Annotated in this window: 19 protein-coding genes; 5 read left to right on the top strand and 14 right to left on the bottom strand. The window is 32.8% G+C overall.

All coding sequences use genetic code 11. From position 1 onward, the window contains the following. Positions 1 to 9: 9 nt before the first annotated feature. From E4O04_RS09695 to E4O04_RS09630, 14 genes are all read right to left on the bottom strand, one after another. Positions 10 to 1,554 (bottom strand): TraB/TrbI/VirB10 family type IV secretion system protein, encoded by a 1,545-nt coding sequence (locus tag E4O04_RS09695; RefSeq protein WP_253707638.1) that lies wholly within the window; start codon positions 1,552 to 1,554, stop codon positions 10 to 12. Between the two features lie 8 nt (positions 1,555 to 1,562). Further along, positions 1,563 to 2,594 (bottom strand): TrbG/VirB9 family P-type conjugative transfer protein, encoded by a 1,032-nt coding sequence (locus E4O04_RS09690; protein ID WP_253707637.1) that lies wholly within the window; start codon positions 2,592 to 2,594, stop codon positions 1,563 to 1,565. A gap of 1 nt (position 2,595) precedes the next feature. Further along, positions 2,596 to 3,288, bottom strand: coding sequence for a VirB8 family type IV secretion system protein (locus E4O04_RS09685; RefSeq protein ID WP_253707636.1), 693 nt, complete (start codon positions 3,286 to 3,288; stop codon positions 2,596 to 2,598). A 34-nt stretch (positions 3,289 to 3,322) separates the two neighbouring features. Then, positions 3,323 to 5,233 carry a TrbL/VirB6 family protein gene (locus E4O04_RS09680; protein ID WP_253707635.1) on the bottom strand — a complete coding sequence of 637 codons (1,911 nt, stop codon included), beginning with the start codon at positions 5,231 to 5,233 and terminating at the stop codon, positions 3,323 to 3,325. An 11-nt stretch (positions 5,234 to 5,244) separates the two neighbouring features. After that, positions 5,245 to 6,183: a hypothetical protein gene (locus E4O04_RS09675; RefSeq protein ID WP_253707634.1), complete on the bottom strand. Its 939-nt coding sequence runs from the start codon at positions 6,181 to 6,183 to the stop codon at positions 5,245 to 5,247. Between the two features lie 19 nt (positions 6,184 to 6,202). Beyond that, complete coding sequence (locus E4O04_RS09670; protein WP_253707633.1) at positions 6,203 to 8,707, bottom strand: VirB4 family type IV secretion/conjugal transfer ATPase; 2,505 nt, start codon at positions 8,705 to 8,707, stop codon at positions 6,203 to 6,205. 19 nt (positions 8,708 to 8,726) lie between these two features. Next, on the bottom strand, positions 8,727 to 9,044 hold the full coding sequence (locus E4O04_RS09665; protein ID WP_253707632.1) for an HU family DNA-binding protein: 318 nt from the start codon (positions 9,042 to 9,044) through the stop codon (positions 8,727 to 8,729). Then, complete coding sequence (locus E4O04_RS09660; protein ID WP_253707631.1) at positions 9,037 to 9,303, bottom strand: VirB3 family type IV secretion system protein; 267 nt, start codon at positions 9,301 to 9,303, stop codon at positions 9,037 to 9,039. Before E4O04_RS09660 ends, E4O04_RS09665 begins: the two co-directional genes overlap by 8 nt. A 67-nt stretch (positions 9,304 to 9,370) precedes the next feature. Then, the gene (locus E4O04_RS09655; RefSeq protein ID WP_253707629.1) at positions 9,371 to 9,685 is read right to left on the bottom strand and encodes a hypothetical protein; all 315 of its coding nucleotides are present in this window, start codon (positions 9,683 to 9,685) and stop codon (positions 9,371 to 9,373) included. Between the two features lie 11 nt (positions 9,686 to 9,696). Continuing rightward, a complete protein-coding gene (locus E4O04_RS09650) occupies positions 9,697 to 10,047 on the bottom strand; it encodes a TrbC/VirB2 family protein (protein WP_002686850.1) in 351 nt (116 codons plus the stop codon). Between the two features lie 52 nt (positions 10,048 to 10,099). Further along, positions 10,100 to 11,050, bottom strand: coding sequence for an ATPase, T2SS/T4P/T4SS family (locus tag E4O04_RS09645; RefSeq protein WP_253707627.1), 951 nt, complete (start codon positions 11,048 to 11,050; stop codon positions 10,100 to 10,102). Then, complete coding sequence (locus E4O04_RS09640) at positions 11,050 to 11,517, bottom strand: hypothetical protein (RefSeq protein ID WP_253707625.1); 468 nt, start codon at positions 11,515 to 11,517, stop codon at positions 11,050 to 11,052. Before E4O04_RS09640 ends, E4O04_RS09645 begins: the two co-directional genes overlap by 1 nt. Continuing rightward, the gene (locus E4O04_RS09635) at positions 11,501 to 13,714 is read right to left on the bottom strand and encodes a type IV secretory system conjugative DNA transfer family protein (protein WP_253707624.1); all 2,214 of its coding nucleotides are present in this window, start codon (positions 13,712 to 13,714) and stop codon (positions 11,501 to 11,503) included. Before E4O04_RS09635 ends, E4O04_RS09640 begins: the two co-directional genes overlap by 17 nt. A gap of 90 nt (positions 13,715 to 13,804) precedes the next feature. After that, on the bottom strand, positions 13,805 to 15,007 hold the full coding sequence (locus tag E4O04_RS09630; protein ID WP_253707622.1) for a relaxase/mobilization nuclease domain-containing protein: 1,203 nt from the start codon (positions 15,005 to 15,007) through the stop codon (positions 13,805 to 13,807). A gap of 252 nt (positions 15,008 to 15,259) precedes the next feature. Here E4O04_RS09630 and E4O04_RS09625 point away from each other — a divergent pair, with 252 nt between their 5' ends. The 5 genes from E4O04_RS09625 (at position 15,260) to E4O04_RS09605 (ending at position 21,808) form a co-directional block, all read left to right on the top strand. After that, positions 15,260 to 17,332 carry a type IA DNA topoisomerase gene (locus E4O04_RS09625; protein ID WP_253707620.1) on the top strand — a complete coding sequence of 691 codons (2,073 nt, stop codon included), beginning with the start codon at positions 15,260 to 15,262 and terminating at the stop codon, positions 17,330 to 17,332. 123 nt (positions 17,333 to 17,455) lie between these two features. Beyond that, positions 17,456 to 18,898 carry a tyrosine-type recombinase/integrase gene (locus E4O04_RS09620; protein WP_253707618.1) on the top strand — a complete coding sequence of 481 codons (1,443 nt, stop codon included), beginning with the start codon at positions 17,456 to 17,458 and terminating at the stop codon, positions 18,896 to 18,898. A gap of 513 nt (positions 18,899 to 19,411) precedes the next feature. Then, positions 19,412 to 20,800 (top strand): branched-chain amino acid transport system II carrier protein, encoded by a 1,389-nt coding sequence (brnQ, locus tag E4O04_RS09615; RefSeq protein WP_253707616.1) that lies wholly within the window; start codon positions 19,412 to 19,414, stop codon positions 20,798 to 20,800. Next, on the top strand, positions 20,800 to 21,177 hold the full coding sequence (locus E4O04_RS09610; protein WP_253687556.1) for a bactofilin family protein: 378 nt from the start codon (positions 20,800 to 20,802) through the stop codon (positions 21,175 to 21,177). Before brnQ ends, E4O04_RS09610 begins: the two co-directional genes overlap by 1 nt. Further along, positions 21,167 to 21,808, top strand: coding sequence for a tetratricopeptide repeat protein (locus tag E4O04_RS09605; RefSeq protein ID WP_253687557.1), 642 nt, complete (start codon positions 21,167 to 21,169; stop codon positions 21,806 to 21,808). The genes E4O04_RS09610 and E4O04_RS09605 overlap by 11 nt, the downstream gene beginning before the upstream one ends. Positions 21,809 to 21,810 lie beyond the last annotated feature (2 nt).

Here is a 21,810-nt window from a genome sequence, read left to right as displayed (position 1 = left end):
TAGACCTCCTTAATGTCTAATATATTTTTGTGTAACTTCCGGTATTTCGACAGGCGGAAGAAATAGGTTTGTATTGGTCAATATATTGATACCAATACCCGACTTTATAGTAATTGTAGGCTGGATATCCAAAGCTCTATCAATTATTTTATTGGTTATTTTTTTATAAGGGTCTTGTAATCTTTCCGTTATATTTTTTGCATAAGGATCGGTTTGAAATTCTTTTGCAGCAGCATTTAAATCCGTATCTGCAATTGAAATAGCCGACACCAAAAGCATACCCTTTAAAAAAGCCCATGGGTGATTATTAACTCGTCCTTTATAACCTGCAAAACCTTGATTATCGACGCCTCCCATATTCCCGAGTTGAATTGCAAAACCGTCCGGACGAATCATGTAGGTCCAAGCAACTTGAATTCTGTTTTGTGCATAAGAAATCGAAGAGTTATAATCTGCAAAAAGCAGGGTTCCTTGAGGAACAAGTAAAAATCGGCCGTCAAGAGAAGAGTAAATATTTTTTGTAACACGAGCGATAATATTACCGGGTAAGTCCGTATTTATACTCGTAACTAAAACCGCAGGAATAATAGTGCCCTGCCATAAAGATAATGAGTTTAAGAATTCGCCTTGTGAAGTTGAGCCTATATTTTTACTATAGAAATTTTCTTTTCCTGCATTGTTATTATTATTACCATATCCTTCTAAATATCCCCCTTGTATACCTTGGGAGGCGAGCATTTGTTTTATAAAATCCTCTTTGGAAGGTAAATTAAACTGTGAATACGGATTGTTGGAGCCTTGTTCCTGATTACCGTATGATTGATTTATCTGTCCCTCATACCCTTGGGTTTGCCTTCCGGTTGGAGTTAAACCTTTAATACCTTGAATTTGTTTTTGGATAGGATTATTTCTTGTATCAGGCCGTGAATAACCTTGAGCGCTACCGCCTCTTTGATTTTCTGAAACAGGAGCTTTACCTACCTCATTTATGTCAGGCATTTTTGAATTGGCACTGGCAATCAAAGCATCTTCATTACTTTCAAAAAATTTTGAAGGAGCATTTACATCAGGTGCCGTATCATTTGAAACGGCAGAATTATATGACGAAGCGGCCATAGCTTCAAAGTCAGGCATATAAGCCTCACCTGCCGATTTTATTTTTTCATCATCTTTTTTACTTTCTTTTTTACCAGTACTTAAAAAAGTAATCAGCATAAGAGCAAGAAACAAAGAAACGACAATGGTTAAAATAAGCTGTCTATTTAATTTTAAAGCACCTTTTTTCTTTTGTTTTATAACATCATCAGGACTTTTCTTGCTTTCTTCATTTTTAGTTTCTTCTGAAGGTATTTGTTGAGCTTCACTCTGCTTTTCATTATCTTTACTTTCTAAAATATCATCATTTGGGCCTGTATGCGTATCCTCACTGCTTAATATAGAATCAGGACTCGCCGAAGGCTCATTATCAATAGGAGAATAATCATTTTCTTCAATGTTTTCATTTTGACTTTGACTCATTAGATCCAAGTCAAAAATATTATTTTCATCGCTCATAATTTACCTCATTTCGTTACTTCAGACTTTGATTTCTTTTTTTCAATAATCACTTTTGACTTATTTAATTTCAAAGTAACCTTAGTAATTAAAGAGTCAACTATAAGAATGTTTTTTCTTACTCTGTAATTGATGATATTATTCTTCTGATCAAAAAGTGCTGGAAGCTCCGCATTTAAAACCTTCTCGTCAAGCTCTATATATGTTTTTCTTCCATCATCATAAACACGGGTAGGAAGCCATATAGGTTTTTTAAAAGGCGAGTATTTCATCTTATAATCGAAAGAAAGAAATTCGGGAGATATTCCTTCAAGTACGGTTTTTATTTTTGAGTCGGGATGAGCCATTTCACTTTTAATTGTGTAAGGCATTTGAATCGGATAATTCCACTTAACCATAGCCATATAATCATCTTTAAAGCTTTTTAAAAGAATATGATATATTCTTCTATTTGTTATGATAATCATAGTCGTGGTAAGTTTAGAATATGAAGGCTTTACAAAAAAGTGCTGCACATCAAGACCTTTATATTTAGAAACTCCGGCTCCAACCTGCCATACTTCCGGCTCCGATACAAAAGGAGTTTCCAAGATTTCTTCTCCGGGCTCAAGTTCGATGTCGGTTATACGATATGGAGCACAGTATATTTCGTACACAAAATTTTCATCAAAATCATAAAACATTTTTCCTGATGAATACCTTTCAGGTGTTTTTAAAGCCGATCTCATAGCTTCTTTTACGGTTTCTTGGCCGTCAAGTTTTTTTCGAGCTAATTCATTTGTCTTATCTTCAATAGGACGGTAAACAGGCTTTTCAATATAGACTATAGTTTTTTCTATATCTACCTGTTTTTGAAGAGCTTCCACCATCAAAGCTTCATCTTCTTTTTCAATCTTTTTTTCTTCTTCTTGTAAGGAAACAGCACCGTCTAAAGCTTCCGTTTTAAGCTCATTAAAAGGTTCCATATCCTTGGTTGTAGTACAACCTGAAAAACTTACGGCAATTAATAAAATTGCAACTACTCTAAAAATCTTTTTCATTTTATTTATCTCCTTGTGTTAAAGTATTTACTTTTGTAAAATCAAAATCGCTTATATAAATCCCTAGTGGGTTTTCTATCTTTTTGTCTTCAGGCGGCTCAAGTAATGCTATAGAAATAATACCTCGGTATCTGGTTCTATCCGTAACTACTCCTGTCATTGTTATTTTTGACTGAATATAGTCTACCTGATAACTTTGAGGAGATAACTGTAAAATGGATTCAAGCAAAATACTTTGCTTTATATCTCCGAATTTATCAAAAGGATTATCATTTTTTAAAATATTACTTAATTTTAAGCCTGCGTCTCCTGAAAGCATATTGTAACAATCGCGAATATTTTGCTTCATAACTTGAGCATCGCTTGTAATGGTATTCATATTTGTTACAAACCTTTTAATCTGATATTGAATTGCAATATCGGGAACCTTCATATTCGAGTATGAAAGTTTTGAAACATTTCCTACATACTTAGCTTCACCATACTCTGAAACCGTAATTACCATAGGGATAGTCTTAGGTAATTTAATTGCATAAAGCAATAAAAGAAGTGAAAGGAAAAGAAAAGATAAAGAGGCTACAGCGATTATCCTCCAAGTTCTATTTTCCTTGTTTTGTAAGCCAATAATCCTATCATACTCCTTAAATTGAGGATTGAGTTCTTTTGGTGGTTCTTCTTTATAATATGTCATCATATATTTTTTTATCTCCTATTTTTTAAAATTTTGCTTATTCTTTAGGCGTCGGAAGTTCCGGTTTTGGAGTAGGTAACCCCGGCTTAGGAGGCGGTAATCCGGGCCTTTCAAAACCCGGGGACGGATCGACATTTTTATTATCAGGAACTATACCCCTTCCTATAGATTCTCCTGCCTTACCCATACTTGATATGTATTCATTTAATGTCTGACTTGTTCCGTCTGCATTTTTTGCCTGAACAAATGAAGTATGAGGAACTTTTCCTTCATGACCGTCAAAGCGGTTATTAAATGTTGAACCTCTATAGCTACCACCGTTTCTGTTATCTTTGGTAGCTGAAGCATGAGAAAGATTATGTAAAAAGTTTTTACCTGCATTTTTCATGTGTCCGCCTATGGCGGCTCCCATTGCTTTTCTTCCATAGGTACCTTGTTCTTGTAAGGAATAACCTTTTTCTGAAGCTTCCATCCGTGCAGCAGCTCCTGCACTTCTAGCTTCCTTTATCATACCTGCACCGGTACCTATCATATTTGCCCCTTTCCCTATAGCTCCTCCTACAGCACTGGCGGTTTTTTGTACTCCCTGTTTTATACGTCCAGGAGCTGAAGCTATGGCAGCGGCACCTCCTGCAACAGTCGCACCTGCAGCAACTAATTCTCCCATAGATAGTTGAGGTTCTCCTGTTAAAATTGTCCTTGCAATTTGAGGCCCGTTTTGTGTAACGACAAATGAAAGGATTATAGTAAACATAATATAAGCAAAGACACCTAAATCTACGGCAGAATCTTCTCCCATTTGTCCTGCAGCAAGGTAAATATATTGATACATGGCAAACCACATACAAATTGTTAAAATTAATAGTTTTATTGCCTGTCCCCAAAAGGAAGGTAATATTTTTTTTGCAATAGCTTTTGTTTCATTTGCCAAAATAAAAGGGATAAAAGCAATACAAATACTTGTTACGATTGCATATTCAAAAATAGCCATACAATACTGCATTAGAACAAAAATTGCAGCAAAAACTATTGCGATGCCGCATATAAAGGTTAAGATAATATTTCCATAATCAGAAAAACTCATAGCACTAAGAACTACTATGGCACGCGGTGGTTTAATTGGATTCCATGATTGATCGGCTTCATCTTGAGCTTTTCCAATCTTAACTGTTAAATAGTTAAATTCTCTTTGCATAAGTAATTTTGCAAGTAAAATAGAAACTTTAAAAAAAGAAGCGGGGCTTATAAAATTTGAGCCGCCTCCTTTTGTATCGTGAATCATAACATCGAGAAAATATGTATCTATTAGATTTCCGTTTTTGTCCTTAATTTTTGTAGGAGATAAAACAGCTTTTAAAGCATCTATATTAGCTTGAGCCGCAGCAATATTTTGCTCGGTTGTTCTATACAAATTTACGCTATTCATATATTCTTCAGGCCCGTTTTTATCTACAACACCATCAGCAAAAGGAGAGTTTTTCTTTTCGGATCTTCCTGAACCCAAACCTTTTTGAGTTATATTAAGTTTTCTTTGAGCTATGTAGCTTTGAGCCTGTTCAGGACTCATATTTTCGATAGTTTTTGCAACCTTTAAATCATGTTCACATTGTTCCATTAAGGCGACTAAGTTTTGTTGAACCACAGCTTTACCGCCTCCGGCCTCAGAACCCCATATAGTTGCAGTTTTTGCAATAGTTCCTACTGCAATATTATAAAGACCTATGGCACCCAAAAAAAGCATAAAATTTAAAATTGTTGAAATAGCCATTTTTCTAACTGCAATAGCTCCAAACCAGAGTTTAATACAGTTGATTACTATACCGACCAAAGCAACAATAACGGCAAGTTTATTTGCTATATTTAAAAAGTAAAAGAATACTCCTGAAAAATAATCCATTCCGTCGAGTAATGCATTATCTACCCATGTATAACTTGTAAATCCGCCCATATTTTTACCTTTTATTTATTATGTTTGTTTTTTCTCAACGAATTACCGCCTAAAAACATTGAAGAAACACCGACTCGCGACTCTTTTGCACTTTGAATCATAAACCGTTGAGCTTCTTCCGCTTCTTTTTGTTTTTCCTGTTTTTGAATATTCCAAGCAATCATCTCTCCTACTTCCAAAAGGTTAGTTCTTAATAGGTTTATGTTTTCATTTATCATTTTTTCATGCATTAAAACGGCCTGAGTTACTTGTTGAGGAGTTGCATCTTTTCCCAAAGCGGCCGTAAAAATGGGACCGTACATCATCTCTTGAGCCTTTACCCATTTTTCAGAGCCTATTTCAGAGTTCGCAGCTATTACTCGTCCTATCTGGCTTTTAACCTGTGCTTCTGCTTGTTTTACCATCATATAATTTGCAGGCCTTAATCCATATCTATTAAAAATAGCCATATATTCGGCATCAGTTAATCCTTCTTCAAAGGCTTTTTTTATTTTTTCCATCTTCTCTTCTTTTCCCCATTTATATGCTGTTTCAGCAAAACCTGCTATTGTTTTTCCTTTTTCACCGGCTCCTACCAAGTCAGCTATTGAAAAATTTTGCCCTCCGATGGATATATTTTGAGCTGTTAAGCTATTCTGCAGATTTCGAATATTCGATAATTGTCTATCAATGGATCGGGTAAAATCCGAAATTTCATTTCTAAAATCAAAGTCTCCATCCCATTTAATTTCATCAAACTCCCACCCCTTTACAGTTTGTACGGCATGTTGCATTCTTTCATACTGCAATTTTAATTGTTCAACATTAGTTTTAATCTGATCATAAATGGCATATAAATTATCTATTGCTACAAGCCAATTTTTTGGATCAAAAACAAGATTAGGGCCAACAGTAAAAGCATTTACAGACAAAATTGAAAAAATTAAAAAAATAGCAATAATTTTTTTCATAAAAAACTCCTTATTTATTTTATAAATGTTTATTTATAAACTTTTCATAGTTTATGTTATTATGTTCTAAAATCTCTTTTACAAGAGGTTTCCCGCAATTTTTACCGTACTTTTGTTCAAGTAAATCTAGAAATTCATGATTTGAAGTAAGAATAGATAACTGTGTTTTATCCAAGTCCAATTGAAACATTCTTGCCCCTAAAGGACTTTTATAAAAATAGTCATGTTTCATCCTTGCATGTCTTATTGCAGCAATTTCAGGATCACTTAAGCCGAAGTATCTATAGCCTTCTTTTTGGCCTGCCGTTAAAGCCGTTTCATCGGCTAAATATATTTTGGTTAAGCATTGCTGAATAAGAATTTCAGCAATTTCGGTTTTTCTTGCACTTGCAATATTTTGAGTTGCAAAAAGGCACCACACGTTTTTCTTTCTTAATCTCATTAGCCAATTACCGATTTGATTCACAAAGATTGGATTTTTTAAGAACACATGGAACTCATCCATAACTAAAAGAGTAATTTCATCTTTTTTACCTTCCCATACTTTTTCAACATACTTAAATAAAAACATAAGAGCAGGTGTTATTGCCTGATCGTTTAATTTCATTAAAGAGCCCATTTCAATCATAGTCCATTTTGAAAGAGGCATTGAAGTTGAATCTGCATCAAAAATGTTTCCGTACTGGCCGCCTAAAACATAAGGGCTTATTCCGACTCGTATATCATTGGTTTCTGTTTCAGGATTAACGTAATTTACATATTGGTTAAAACTTGTTAAAGTTCTTTCATGAACACTTAAAGATTTCATAAGTTTTAAAGCTTCATTTATTGAAAGTTTCATTTCAGGAGTTACTGTTATATTTTGTACTGTTAAAAGACATTCAATAAATTCTGCTGCCCATAGTATATCTATATTTGTTTCCAGCTCAGCTAAAGGTTGGAATGCAATATTGTTTTCACCTCCCGGTTCAACATAAATACCTCCTGCAGCCATTGTAAGGCCTCGTGCTGACTTATCTACATCGAATATTATTACATTGCTTTTAGGATACTTTAACATTTGAATTTCAAGTAAGTTCATTAAAGTTGATTTTCCGGCTCCTGTAGGACCTAACACAATAGTGTGCCCTACATCATTTACATTCAAATTTAAGAAAAAAGGTGTCCCATATCTTGTAGAACATGTTAGAAGAGGAACATTGACTCCTGTAACCTCTTTTGTGTGATTATTATTTATCATCCCTTCCCATATTGAAGATAGTGGAATAATATGAGATACATTGCCGGTAGATACAAAAAAAGTTCTTGTATTTGCTGCCAAGTTTCCCGGCTGCATTGAAAGATAAGCCTTTAACGAATTTTGAGTTTCTATTTTAGAAGCAAAACCGCAAGAAGATATAATACTTTCAAGATAGCGAGCTTTATCCATTGCCGTATCAACATCTTGATCCCAAACCATTAAGGAAGAAGCATAAAAACCAAATCCGAAAATATCTGTAAGAGACTCTTCTTGAGCGTTTTGAGCATCTTGTTGGAACGCTGCAGCTCCCTGATTTTCAAGATTAGATTGAACCTGCATTGTCTCTTCCATTACAAGCTGCTTCGCACTTTTTCTTGATCCATAAAACCGTTTTACTGTTTTCTCTATATATTTTTGAGCATCAACCTTATCTAAAGAAATAAATCTTGTTGACCATCTATATTCTATTTCTGCAGCATTAAGGCTATCAAAAATGGCAGGATATGTTTCCATAGGAAAGTCTTTGACTGTTATTATAGGTATATAATTTTTTCCTAGTTTTAAAGGAATGGAATTTTCTATATCTTCATCTGTTATCATTTTGTCAATAAAAATAAAATGATTTGGGAAATTCATTCCGTACCATTTTAAAGAAACAGATGTATGAAGATATGATACGGTTTCTGCCGAGTTTAAAGATTTTACTTTTAATGAAGATGATAAACTTCCTATAATTTTTGTTGTTACAGTTATAAAATTATCTATTTCTTTTCTTATAGCACCTGTATTTATATTCTCATCTTCTCCTTCTCTTTTAAAGAAAAAAGATGATGACTTCTGTTTTAGTTCTGAAGGAAGTTCTTTGGTGAAAGTCATATAATAAGATGAAGCAAAGTGTTCTCCATAATTTTTAAAATTAGCTTCGCGGCATTTATCTACTATATAAGCCGCTTCATTATCAAAAATTGCTCCCGGATATTCTTTTGTTTTATACCGCTGCACTTCAAATTGAACTGCCCACCCCGTGCCTAAACTTTTAAGTGCGTTATTAAAATTCCATGACACCGAATTAATGGACTCTGCAGAAGAAGAGCCTAAATCAGGACAAGAGAAGATAAAGGAGCGCATAATGGCTCCCGTTTTTAACAAAACTACTCCCTCCGCTACCATACAGCTCCAAGGACAATAACCGGATAAAAGATTTTTTGTATTTTTATAAGGAGTCAAATCAAGACCTTCGACATATTTTTCCGATTTAAAAAAATCTTTAATTTTCTTTAACATATTATTCCTCATCAATATTTTACATCAATATAATCTCATTGTCAATATTGTTATTAAGAATATATTTTAAATGTTTTGACATTTTAAATTGAATACTTTTTTTTGTCGCTATGAGCTTTTTATTTTTTTTACTCGTAAAATCATATTGATTTTTATTATATTTAAAGTTTTGTATATAAAAAGTACCGAATTTATTTATTTTGACTGCATTACCCTGTATATTGTTTTTAACAATATATTCAAAAAAAGAGGCTAAAACTTCGCTTATTTGTTTACATGATAGGCCTGTTGCCTCTGAAATGTTTGTGATTACATCAGTTTTATTTTTACTAGCCATGATACATATCCTGTTCTAAAATATTGTCCAATAACTGTTCCAAAAGATAAGGATCGCTTTTACATAAAATACGCAAAACAAAATATATACCTACAGAAATAAAAATAAACCACAATCCTACAATCTGCATACATAGTATAGTTACTACAAGAAGCATTGTGGCAGCATTAGTACCTATTCCCATCAACATGTCCGGCTGTAATAAACTTCTGTGAACCGATATTTTAAAATCCGTAATACTGCTTAAATTATCATTCATTAAAAACTCCTTTAAAAAGTTAAAATGGGAGGTGCTCCACAAAAAGTGAAGCACCATTTTTTTGAAATTAAAAAATTTTTGCTTCCATTTCCTGATATGATTCATCTTCCAGATTTTTTTCATCTTCATCCAATCCTTCGGAGAAATCTTTATTTAAGAATTTATACACTAAAATACTTGTAGCATAATTCTTATCCGAAAAATTAGGAAAACCGGCAAGGTTAATAAAACGGTCAAGAAGCCTTATTGTTTTTTCTTTTCCATCTTTAATCTGAGTAATTTCAGTACCGATCTTTTGAAAACGCTGTTTTATTTCATTTCCTTGGCGATATTGATCCAAAACTACACAAAGATCATATACTTTCTTTTTATTAGTATTCATATTCTTTCTCCCTACCCTAAGAATAGTTTTAATTGATTTGTTAAAAGGCTAATGTTAAACTCTGCGCCCGTGAAAAAATATTTAACAATATCCGCAGCACTTAAAAGAACAATTGTTCCAATGAGCCAAGGAATAAATTTTTTTATCAATCCTGGTTCATTACGGCCTGCAACAATCATACCTATACAGATTCCAACCAAAGCAATTATACAAATTGCCTTAAGCCATGTGGCTGTGAGAAGATTGACGAGCGTTTGGGCCCACTCATCTAATTTACCTATACTGCCTTGTTTTTGTGCAAAGGCAGAAACACATACAAAAAAGATCATACATAAAATCAAAACGATTTTTTTCTTTTGCATAAAATGCTCCTTAAAAATATTTTTGACCGGTTTTCAAAGCTTTTAAAAATTTTTAAGGTTTTAACAATTTTGTGTATTCATCTATTCCTGAGGAACCTGTATCCAAAACTTCATTTACCTTTGGACCTGATTCTCCCTTAATTAAATGAACACAAAGTTGAATCGATAATGACAACTGAGGGAGCTCCCCAAGAATAACTTCTCTCAGTAGACCGTTTAATCGGGTAAATACCTCTATAGCACTTCCTGCATGTATAGTAGTTGCATTTCCCGTATGCCCCGTAGCCCATATTTTGATAAGCTCATTAGCTACATCTCCGTATCTAAGCTCACCGAAAATAATCCTATCCATTGACCATCGCATAGCTAATCGAACTATTTCGATTACTTCACTGGATTTTCCGCAAGCATAAGTTACATCCTTGGCATAAGGACATGATAACTCGGGAGTATCTTCGATTATTAAAAATCTTTCCTCCGGAGTGTATTCTGCCATTTTTTTTAAAATAGCATTTAAAAATGTTGTTTTTCCTGAACCCGTCGCACCTCCTATAATCACATTTTGTCGGTTTTTTATAGACTGACATATTTTTTTATATTGTTCTTCATTCATCCTCCCACTTTCTACATAACTTTCAAGAGAATATATTTGTTCCGGTAACCGCCTTATTGTAAATTCGGGCCGTTGAACCCACGGGGGTAAAATAGCTGTAAAGCGGGCATTGTATAGAGGGATCACTCCTTCAAGCTTAGGTAATTCCCTTTGATTTATTTCAACCCCTGACATTGCAGCTATAGCAAAAATAATTCTCATTCGCTGTTCTACCGAAATATTAACATCTACATATTTTGACCCCTTTCCTAAAGCTGATACTTTTACTTCTCCTGAACTTAAAACAAAAATATTTGTTACATCTTTTTGCTCTATATAAGGAATGAGAGGTTTTAAATCGTTTAAGAGATTTTTTTGATACCTTTCCTCTCTTTGCTTTTCTGTATCCATTATTTTTTATCCTTTAAAGTATTTTCTTGTTCAATAAAATCGGATAGAAGCATCTGTAAAAAAGAAGGTGTATCTTTCATATTTTTTTTATATGCTTCAAACATAGCATTACGTCTCCGTACGGCATTTTTAGTTATGACAGCTTGCTCTTCTTTGGAATGAATAGAAATATCGGGAATACCTGCAAAAATACTTACAAGAGCAAAGTGAAAATAGTTAAAAAAAGCTTCAATCTTTTTATCTAAATATCCTATTCTTCTTTTGCTATCATTTAATGAAGCATAAACCAACTCCTTATCATTTATTCCTTGCGTTAAATAAAGAAGAAGGGCGTCATTTATGACTTCCGACTTTGTTTTATTTCCCGATTTTAAAGCTTCTTCAAGCAAAGAAACTATTTCCTTTGAAGTCCTAAAAGAAACCTTTTCTGATTTTATGCCATCATATTGCTTAGAAGACTTGTGCATCTGTTACTTCCTCCAGTTTGTTTTTAATATCTATTTCATTTTGAAATTCAAGACTTATTTCTTCTTCAGTCTCTATTTCTTGTAATCGTTGCAATAGTACGGTAAAATCAGGATCAGGCGGATCCGAAAAATGAACTTCATCCTCATCAGGCTGAGGCTCCAAATAATTTAAAAACTCGGCTCTTTCTTTTTTTTCTTCTAAAATTCTTTTTTCTTCCTGCTTTTGTATTCTTTGTTTTTTTAAGTTATCAATATATTTTTTTTCTTTGTTTATTAAGTCTATTGTCTTATTAGAAGGAAGAGCTTGACATTCAAGTAATAGTTCTTCTCGTTTTATTGGAACGGGAAGACTTACCTTACCTTTAAAACGCTCATCATCATAATAACAGACCTTAGATGCTATATAAGGCGGCATACCGTGATTCATAATTAAGCATTGATTGAAGGGTAGTTTTTTAAGCTCATCAGGATTTATTAAATCCCTTGCTATTTCCTGACTTGATAGGTTTAAGTTATCTAAGCTGATACTAAATTTTCTTCCACTTGTGGATACGTTATCATGTATTACCGATTCTTTTCCTATAGACTCAGAAAACATTTTTGCATCCTCAATTTTTGAAGGCTGAAATATAACAAGATTTTTACAATGGTCAAGGAAGGGATGATTTTGACCATATATATCTATAATTTGATTTAAAGCTTGACATACTATTAAGAATGTAACTCCATATCCCGCTAATATTCCCATAACTTTTGCGATAAATGGGAAGTGTCCCAAAATTGGGAATTCGTCAAGGAAAAATACCAAGTGATTCTTTAATTTTATTTCTCCGAATTGAGTTTCTCCTTCTGAAAATTTTCTAAGCATAAAGTTTATCACAAGCCTAAAAACAGGAGAAACTCGGTCAATATGAGCAAAAGGAACTGTTAGATATAAAGAAATAGGATATTTTGAATCTATAAAATCTTTAATTTTAAAATCCGATGAACTTGTAGCATTTGCAATTAAAGGATCTTCAAAGAGTTGCAGCTTTGAAAAAACTGTCGAAAGAACACTTGCTCTTTCTTTAGGGTTAGTAGTCAACCTTGAAGCCATTGCAGTAATTCTTTCATTCATATCTTCATCGCCGTGATCGGTACTGATCATTTCTTTAATCAAAGCAAGACCTTCACCACCTTCATCATCTTGCTCTGATGAAGTAGCTGCAATACTCATTACCCTTAACACTCTAGTAAGATTTTTTTCTTTATATTGAGGAGAAAATTTAATATGAAGAATAACGGCTGTAGTGATGTCTTTTGCAGTATTATTAAAAAATTCCGATGCTTGATCTGCCTTGGCTTCGGATGTATAAAGAATATCGGCTATCTGATTTGCATCGGCATAAGCAAAATCCCCCTCTCTGATTTCATCCATAGGATTAATCTTTATTGTATCCCTTGAAAGAGGAGAAAACTTTAATACATGCGAAAACTTCTTTCTAAAACCAGCCGTAATACTCCAGTTTTCGCCCTTTGGATCAAAAATAATTGCGGAACCGGGATAACTTAATAAAGATGGAATAATGACTGATACTCCTTTACCTGAACGTGTAGGAGCTATAAGAAGAGTATTTGTTTTACCTGAATGACATACAAACTCTCTTGTATTTTGATTTTTTGAACCCAATTTATTTTGAGTAGTTAATTTTATTGAACCATCCCCTGTAACATCAGCTCTTACATCAGCTTCTGCAAGCTGTCCTAAAATCATTCCTTTAGCTTGTAAAAGACCGAATTTTTTTAAATCCTTTTTGTTTGCCCATCTTGCAGTTCCATACAATTTTTGAAGTCTTTGTAAGTAATTACGTAAAAGACTAAAAAATAATAATGAAGACAAGGCTAATATAACACCAATAAGCCCCGGCTTTAATGAAGCATAAAAGTAAGGACCAAATCCGGGCTTAAACGCATATTTTAGAAATGATAGAATATATAAACCGGGATGATAAATACGGTAATTATTAAAGCTTTTTAAAATTAAAATAGGATATCCTACAATACGTGGATCAAAATTCATAAGACGTGCAAAAAGTTGCGCCGATAGCCAAAAACCTATAAATAATGAAAAAATAGGAAAAAGCCAATTGAAAAGGTCTAAAATATAATGTTGGGATATGCGGTTAGGTTTGCCTCGTAAAAATTCATTCTTTTTCAAAAACTTCTCCTTTTAGATTTATCGTTGCTTTCTAAAAAGAGTATACTCAAGTTTAATCTTATTGTCAATATTGTGTATAATATATTTTGATTATTCTCGTATTTTCAGCTCTACATTTTTTAAAGATACATTTGATGTTTTATCCTTGCTATCAACAATATCCACTTTTTTGTTTAATAAATTTGTATCTATTTTTTTATACATAGGTAAATATAGTATTTCATTATCGGTTTCAATAACCGCTGCATTATTCCAAACGTTTTCGTCATTCATATTATAAATTTTAAGAACCGTTCCATTTTGAATATTTTTATCGGTCTCTTTATATAATTTAAATTTTTTATTTTTAAAAGAGTAAATATTTTTTGCTTCTAAAAATGTATTAAACCTACCTACAGTCTCAAGACTTTCAAACCAATCTTCTTGGAGTAAATAATCTTTTTTACTCTTCTTTGCAAGTCCTAAAGAGATTAAATAATCAAGTCTTTTTCTGACATTTTCATCAAAAGTTTTTATTTTTTTTGTAAAAATAACATCAGTATAATTTTTATTTACTTGCCCATTGATAACCTTATCTAATCTAGTAATTCTGTTTTTTGTATATTCTTTATTTCGGTAATTTATTATTTCTTCTTCTGTTCGCTCTCCAACCATTTTGGTACATAAATTTTGAGCCATCTCTCTTAAAGTACCTTTAATTAAAGCTTTATCAATCTTATTTATGTATCTACCATTTTTATCTTTACCGTTAATCAATAAATGCACATGTTTATGAGCTGTATCATTATGTTGAACAGCAACCCAAAATAGATCACTATCCATAATGCTATTCATTTGTTTAACCAAAGTCTCGGTTAGAACCTTTAAATCTACATTTTGATTATCGGGGGAAATTATAAATTTAAAGTGTTTATCCGTCATATTTTTTTCATAATCTTCAATGTCATCTCCAAAAAAAATAGGCTTTTCTTTTACATCTTCTTTGTTTTTTTGAGGCATATAAGTTTTTAAAAATTCTCTGTGATTTGTTTTTTTTGTACCATGCCTAAATTTTATCACACAAAGTTGTTGATATGGATTTGTTCCCTCTGATTTTCTCTTGCTTGAAAAGCCTCCTCTTAAATAATTAGCCTCACTTGAGGCTAATTTATTTTTTCTGTAAGTCGTTTTTTTTAAAGCTCTAAGAAGGAGCTTCATATCATTTTTTGATTTTTTTACAAATTTGATTTTAAAAGGATCTTCGTTTTTTTTATTGTGTTTATCATTAAAAATATTATTTTTATAAGAAATCATTCTAATGTTCCTTAAGCCTTAAATAAAATGTATTTGTCTTACATAAAACATTGCAACATCTTGGATACTTTCAGTTTTCTTGTCATACAATTATTTCCTATGTCCGACAAAAAACATACCAATATCTTGGTATGTTTCGCCATAATGTCCGACTTTTCTTTATCTTGCCTTTCGGACATAGGTATATAATAACATTATATAGTCTTATTGTCAATTATTGACATTATAATTATTTATTGTTAGAATAATTTTATGACTTCTTTAATACTTTGTGAAAAACCATCAGTCGCAAAATCTTTTGCTTTAGCTTTATCGGTTCCGTGGAATAACGGCTTTTATGCCAACCATGAGTATATCATTACTAATTGCGTAGGGCATCTATTTGAACTTTTTATGCCAGAAGATTACAGTGAAAATTTAAAAAAATGGACACTTGAAACTCTTCCAATAATCCCTGACTCTTTTAAATATAAAAAAAATAACAGCACCAAAGATCAGGCAAATCTTGTTTTAAAACTACTACAAGAAAATAAAACGGCTAAAATAATTATAGCAACTGATGCCGGCCGTGAAGGAGAACTTATAGCCCGCATTACTCTTTTACAGGCTGGATTTACCTCGATCGATAATATATATCGATTTTGGGAGTCTGCGGCATTGACTCCTGAAGTCATCGCTATTGGCTTAAAAAATGCAAAACCTCTTAAAGATTATAATGTTTTAGGCAATCAAGGCTATGCAAGGCAGCAAGCTGACTGGCTTATAGGTATCAATTTTTCAAGACTTATATCTGTTCTTTCAAATACTCTTCTTCCAGTAGGCCGGGTTCAGACTGCCGTTTTAAATGAGATTTATAAACGAGAACTTGAAATTAAAAATTTCATTCCTAAAGAGTTTTTTGAATATGTAGCAGAATTAGCCTCAAGTGAGGCTAATTTAAAAGCAAAAAAATATGTTATACAAAATGAAAAGCTTTCTACTCATTTTTTTAAAAACGATATTGATTTATCGAGTTGTATCGGTAAAAAAGCTCAAATTAAAAATATCGAAAGCAATCAAAAAAAGGAAAATCCGGAAAAGCTTTTTAACCTTACAGCACTTCAAAAAGAAGCGTTTAAAAGTTTCGGTATATCTCCCGATAAAACTTTAAGCATTGCTCAAAAGCTTTATGAAGAATATAAATGCTTGTCATATCCTAGAACACCAAGCCGTGTATTAAGCGAATCAAATGTTGATTTTGCAAAAGAAATTTACGAAAAACTAAAACCGGTAAGGCCTGACTATACTAAAAATATTGATCTATCTTTATTTGAAAAATCTAACACACATGTATTTGATGATTCAAAACTTGAAGATCATCACGCTTTAGTCCCGCTTACCGATATACCTCATTCAGCATCAGAAATAGAAAAAGGAGTCTTTGAGCTTGTCGTTAAACAGTTTTTTGCCGCTTTTTCAAAGCCTTACATTTATGAAAGTAAGACTGTATACTTTAATATCGAAGGTCATGATTTTATAGCACGAGGAAAAAAGATTATTCAGAAAGGTTGGAAAGAATTAGCCTCAAGTGAGGCTAATTTAGAAGAAGATGAAAACTCTTTTGAAAATGTAAATTTTGAAAATCTTATATGTAAAGATGTACAAAAAGTAAAAAAACTTACAAAGCCTAAAGCTCCTTATAAATTTGACTCTCTGCTTGCCTTTATGGAAAATCCTAAAAATGAAAGTGAAAATAAAAAACTTGTAGGTCTTGGAACGGAAGCAACTAGGGGTGAAATAATTAAAAGCCTTATTGACAGGGGCTATATCAAAGAAGTTAAAAAAAATCTCACTGTTCAAGAAAAAGGCGTTTTTTTGATAACTCAAATAAATAAAAATGCCGATCTTTTGCCGCTCATAGATATATCGCAGACTACTCAATGGGAAGAAAAAATGATGGATAATCCGGGAGTTTTCTTGAAGTCAATTAAAGATTTTGTATTTAATGTATGTAAAAATAAAAAAAATATCGATTCCTTTGAAAAACAAAAAAATATGATAGGAAAATGCCCTTATTGCGGTAAAGATATTTTACCGGGAAAGAAAAATTATTATTGCTCAGGATATAAAGAAGGTTGTAAATTTGTTCTTTGGAAGGATATTGCAGGAGCAAACCTTTCAGAAAAAGATGTAAGAATCTTACTTACAGGGAAAAATACTGATATTAAAACTTGTAAAAATAAAGACGGTAAATCTTTTAAATGTAGATTTGCTTTATTTGCTTTAGATAAAGAATATAAAATTAAATTTATTTTTGATAAATTTAAAAAAAGAGAAAAAAAATAGCTAAAATTAGCCTCAAGTGAGGCTAATTTATTTTAAAAGTTTCTTTTTATATATTGACTAAAATATTCTACTGTAGTATATTTATTAATGGGTGGGATAATATTTTATTACGAGGTATTATCTATGAAAAACCGCTGTCAATTTTACTATTATCAAAAGCCATCCGGAATTTACTATTGTCAACCTATTTCTCCTACAACAGGTAAAAAGCTTTTTACAAGGTCAACGGGAACAAAAGATTATGATGAAGCTATGAGAATTATAAACGAATGGCTTGTTTTAGGGTTTCCTGAAAAAAATAAGAAAAAAACTGTTCAAACTGTTGATGTTTTTAAAAATCTTACTTCTCTTATTTATGATAATAAAATAGATGTTGAAGACGGTCTAAATGCTTTTTTTGTTTTTTTAAATTCATACAAGGAAAAATTTTCTTCAAAACAAGCCTCTTCTTTTTTGCAAACCGCAGCTACTATTTTAGATATTCAATTAAATCCTTCTGAAAATACAAAAAAAGATTCGATAGAAGTTAAATTTGTTGATTATCTTCTTGGTTTTTGGAACTACGATTCATCCCCATATATTCTAAAACTAATAAATACAGGTACTCCAAGTGATGAATTACCTCAAAGAAAAAGATTTAATTGTATTCACTCATGGCTAAAAAAGTATATATCATATTTTGATGATAAAGAATTTTATTTATCGGACATTACAGCTAATGACATAAATGCTTTTTTTGCTTATATTATCTCACTGGATACAATGACAGTATCCTCTCTTTCAATTTTTTCAAGTGCAATAAAACAGGCTTGTAAATTTGCCGAAGATGAAAATTTGATTAAAAATCATATTGTTAAAGACATAAAACAATATTCCATTGAAAAATATAGAAAAAATATTTTGGAAAAAGAAGAGGCTGAAACTCTTTTTTCATCAGTTAATAATTTTAAAAATTTAGAACATTATTGTATAAACAGGTTGGCAATTGAATCGGTAAGTAGGATAGGTGAATTACAGGCTATTCAACTAAAAGATATTTCTATTACAAAGAATAATAAAGGAATTATTGATTGCTGGATTACTATTAGTAAAACATGGGATAAGACTACACATAAATTAAAAAAAACAAAAAATAAAACATCTAAAACAGTTAAAATTTCAAATGAAATGTATCTTTACTTAGAAAAACTTATTGAGCAAAATCCGTTTAAAAACGACAAAAACGCTTTTTTATTTTATCATCCGGAAAAAAAAGAAATTCCTATTACTTACTCGGTTATTACTCGTGAATTTAAAAAAGCGTTACAAACTTTAGGTTTTTTACGAGATGGAATTACATTTCATAGCTATAGGCATCTTGGAGTCGTTATTTTAGCCGATAACAATTATAGTCCACGTGAAATTATGCTTTTAACAGGTCATAAGACTCCGGATATGGTCAATTTTTATGCTAATCATAAAACAAAAGTGCAAGAAACTAAAAAGCAGGATATGTCAAATATTCTTTGCAATTTTTTAGAAAAAAAAAACAATTTAGGTCTTGACAAAAAAAATATTATGTTTTAGTATTAGCTAAAGAGTTGTAAAAAGGGTTGAAAAATCCTTTCAGGCTGTTTTTTATCATAGTGTTGTTTTATTAAAATGGACAATAATTACACTATCGGTATAGGGTCGAGAAATGTTACTTTTTTTCGGATAAAAGTTTCTTCACCTCGAAACTTCGTTGGTTGTACCTCCCCTATAACCCCTCCAATCTTCAAAAGAACCGCTTAGGGGTGCACCCCTAAGAACCCGCATGATTACAAAGTTTTTAGTTTATTTTTTGTGAAGATTAAAACAAAGGATTTGAGCAAATTTAATGGTTGGCTAAGGTTGAGGAAAGTGAAGACATTATTAAAAGTTCCGCCACGGATGGCGGTGGTTCCACGCTTCGAGAGTTTTAGACGCAAGTCTAAAACTCTAAGCTGAAAATCGGACAAGGATGTCCGATTTTCAGCGGACCCCCTTTTTCTTTTCTTCAAAGAATGATATAATCGCCCATTGTTTTAATAAATAATTTTATAAGGATGGGATTAATTTATGAGCAAAAAGACCAACGATATTATTGTTATAGGTTTTGCTTTATTTGCTATGTTTTTAGGAGCCGGAAACCTGATATTTCCGCCTACCTTGGGTCACTTATCGGGAAAAGATTGGTTCTTTTCTCTTTTAGGTTTTTTGGTAACGGGAGTAGGTATGCCTGTTTTGGGTATCATATCTATGGGAAAATGTGACGGGCATCTTTCGAATTTTACCAAAAACATAAATCAATTATTCGGAACTTTTTTTATAATCTTTGTTATGCTCATAATAGGACCTCTTTTTGCTATTCCGAGAACTGCTGCTACTACTTATGAAATAGCGATTAGGCCCAACTTCGGGATAAGCTCAGTTTTATCTTCGTTTATATTCTTTGCAATAACCCTTTTCTTTGTTCTAACACCTAATGATGTTATCGATAGGGTAGGAAAGTTTTTAACGCCTGCATTGATAGCCGTATTAGGTCTTTTGGTTATAAAGGGCTTTGTTACTCCCATAGGTAAACCATCCGATCCTTCAGTCGATAAGATATTTTTAAGAGGTTTTAAAGAAGGATATCAAACTATGGACGCTTTGGGTTCCATGATATTGGCCACCATAGTTATTTCGAGTATCAGTTCAAAAGGCTACACGGATAAAAAATCCCTTTTAAGGATGACTATATGGACGGGGCTTATTGCCTGTATAGGTTTGGGACTTGTTTATGGGGGTCTCGTATATGTAGGTGCAACCGGAAGTACCGTCTTACCGGATAATCTTTCACGAACCGAAATTGTAGTCCGGTCCAGCGAGCTTTTATGGGGAAGGGGAGGCCGAATAGTACTAGGCTTGGCAATAGGCCTGGCCTGTTTGACAACCTCAATCGGTCTTACTGCAACTGCGGGAGATTACTTTTCTAAAAGATTTAAGGACGATATAAGCTACCGTGCTACGGTTATTATTATCTGTGTTGTAAGCTTTTTCCTTTCAAACTTCGGCGTCGATAATATTATCTCTATTGCAGGCCCGATTCTTGAAGTTATTTATCCTGTAGCAATTGTTTTGATAGTCTTAAATCTCTTTGCAGAATTTATACCGAACAAGTATTTTTTTCATGGAGCAGTAATAGGAACTCTTTCGATAAGTGTTCTCCAAGGCTGGGTCGCAGCTCAAGATCTTATCAATAATTTGCTTATTAAACTTGAAGCCTTCCCTGCAATGGATCAAGTAGGGATGAGTTTTAATACTACAATTAACGTGCTAAAGACTCTTCCCTTTGAGGGCATAGGATTCCCGTGGCTTCTTCCGGCTCTAGGTTTTTCTCTTTTATTAGGCTTCGGTTATATTATCATGCAAAAAACCGAAAAAGCTCCTTCAATGAAGGGAGACTCTCAAAAAAAGGATGAGTAATGGCTGATATAGAAAAAGTTAATTTATTGGATTTGGATGAAGAAGATTACGATACGGTTTTAGCTCCGGATATCCGGTTTAGCGGTAAGATAGAATGTAAAAAACCGTTTATGATTAAGGGACATGTGGAAGGCTTTTTGGTTTCTACAAGCGATGTAACTGTTGATGAAAATTCTACTGTAAAGGCCAATATCAGGGCCGACAGGGTTGTAATCAAGGGGGCTGTTGAAGGCAATGTTCTAGCCGATACTATGGTTCATGTTTTTTCTTGCGGAAAACTTATAGGCGACGTTACGGCTCCCGAAGTCGTTCTTGAAAGCGGCTGTGTATTTAACGGTATTTGTACCATGACAAAGGATAATCAATTTGGAAGATAAAAAAACAAAAATTAATTTTATCTTTAAATTTACTCTGATTTTTTTTCTGATTTTTGCGGCACCCGTTTTTTCTCAAAATAAGCCGGATGCTCTTGTTTTGTATAAAAACGGCCGCTATGCCGAGGCTGTCGCCGTATGTGAGGCCGAAATTAAGCAGACTCCCAATAATTTGGACAGCTATATTGTAATGACATGGGCTCTATTGGCAGACGGTAAATATCAAAAAACCTATGATATGGCCTTAGCCGGACGTAAAATTGCACAAACCGATCCCCGCCTTATAGCTACTCAAGCCGAGGCCTGTTATCATTTGGGTAAAAATTCCGAAGCCCTTAAACTTTTTCAAGATTATATTTCTTATGCTCCAAACGGGGTTCACATTTCTTCTTCCTATTACTTTATGGGAGAAATATATTTACGGATGGCAAAGTACAGACATGCCGATATTTCTTTTTCCGTAGCCGTTACCCTTGATTCCTTTAACAGCCTTTGGTGGGTTCGTTTAGGCTATGCCCGAGAGCAGATAAAAGAATACCGATATTCGCTTGAAGCCTACAACAAGGCCTTGAGTTTAAACAAAAACCTCGTTGACGCTCAAAAAGGGCGTGAAAGGGTGTTGCAGCGTTTTTAATC

The organism is Treponema sp. OMZ 799 (assembly GCF_024181365.1).
Classification (GTDB): Bacteria; Spirochaetota; Spirochaetia; order Treponematales; family Treponemataceae; genus Treponema_B.
Note: the sequence above shows the minus strand (reverse complement) of the source record. Positions and strands in the feature narration are given on the sequence as shown.

Coding starts and splice junctions, on each gene's coding strand:
- brnQ (WP_253707616.1), top strand. CDS start 19,412: ATGAGCAAAAAGACCAACGATATTATTGTTATAGGTTTTGCTTTATTT.
- E4O04_RS09630 (WP_253707622.1), bottom strand. CDS start 15,007: ATGATTTCTTATAAAAATAATATTTTTAATGATAAACACAATAAAAAA.
- E4O04_RS09680 (WP_253707635.1), bottom strand. CDS start 5,233: ATGGGCGGATTTACAAGTTATACATGGGTAGATAATGCATTACTCGAC.
- E4O04_RS09670 (WP_253707633.1), bottom strand. CDS start 8,707: ATGTTAAAGAAAATTAAAGATTTTTTTAAATCGGAAAAATATGTCGAA.
- E4O04_RS09675 (WP_253707634.1), bottom strand. CDS start 6,183: ATGAAAAAAATTATTGCTATTTTTTTAATTTTTTCAATTTTGTCTGTA.
- E4O04_RS09640 (WP_253707625.1), bottom strand. CDS start 11,517: ATGCACAAGTCTTCTAAGCAATATGATGGCATAAAATCAGAAAAGGTT.
- E4O04_RS09695 (WP_253707638.1), bottom strand. CDS start 1,554: ATGAGCGATGAAAATAATATTTTTGACTTGGATCTAATGAGTCAAAGT.
- E4O04_RS09665 (WP_253707632.1), bottom strand. CDS start 9,044: ATGGCTAGTAAAAATAAAACTGATGTAATCACAAACATTTCAGAGGCA.
- E4O04_RS09655 (WP_253707629.1), bottom strand. CDS start 9,685: ATGAATACTAATAAAAAGAAAGTATATGATCTTTGTGTAGTTTTGGAT.
- E4O04_RS09645 (WP_253707627.1), bottom strand. CDS start 11,050: ATGGATACAGAAAAGCAAAGAGAGGAAAGGTATCAAAAAAATCTCTTA.
- E4O04_RS09660 (WP_253707631.1), bottom strand. CDS start 9,303: ATGAATGATAATTTAAGCAGTATTACGGATTTTAAAATATCGGTTCAC.
- E4O04_RS09685 (WP_253707636.1), bottom strand. CDS start 3,288: ATGATGACATATTATAAAGAAGAACCACCAAAAGAACTCAATCCTCAA.
- E4O04_RS09620 (WP_253707618.1), top strand. CDS start 17,456: ATGAAAAACCGCTGTCAATTTTACTATTATCAAAAGCCATCCGGAATT.
- E4O04_RS09690 (WP_253707637.1), bottom strand. CDS start 2,594: ATGAAAAAGATTTTTAGAGTAGTTGCAATTTTATTAATTGCCGTAAGT.
- E4O04_RS09650 (WP_002686850.1), bottom strand. CDS start 10,047: ATGCAAAAGAAAAAAATCGTTTTGATTTTATGTATGATCTTTTTTGTA.
- E4O04_RS09610 (WP_253687556.1), top strand. CDS start 20,800: ATGGCTGATATAGAAAAAGTTAATTTATTGGATTTGGATGAAGAAGAT.
- E4O04_RS09625 (WP_253707620.1), top strand. CDS start 15,260: ATGACTTCTTTAATACTTTGTGAAAAACCATCAGTCGCAAAATCTTTT.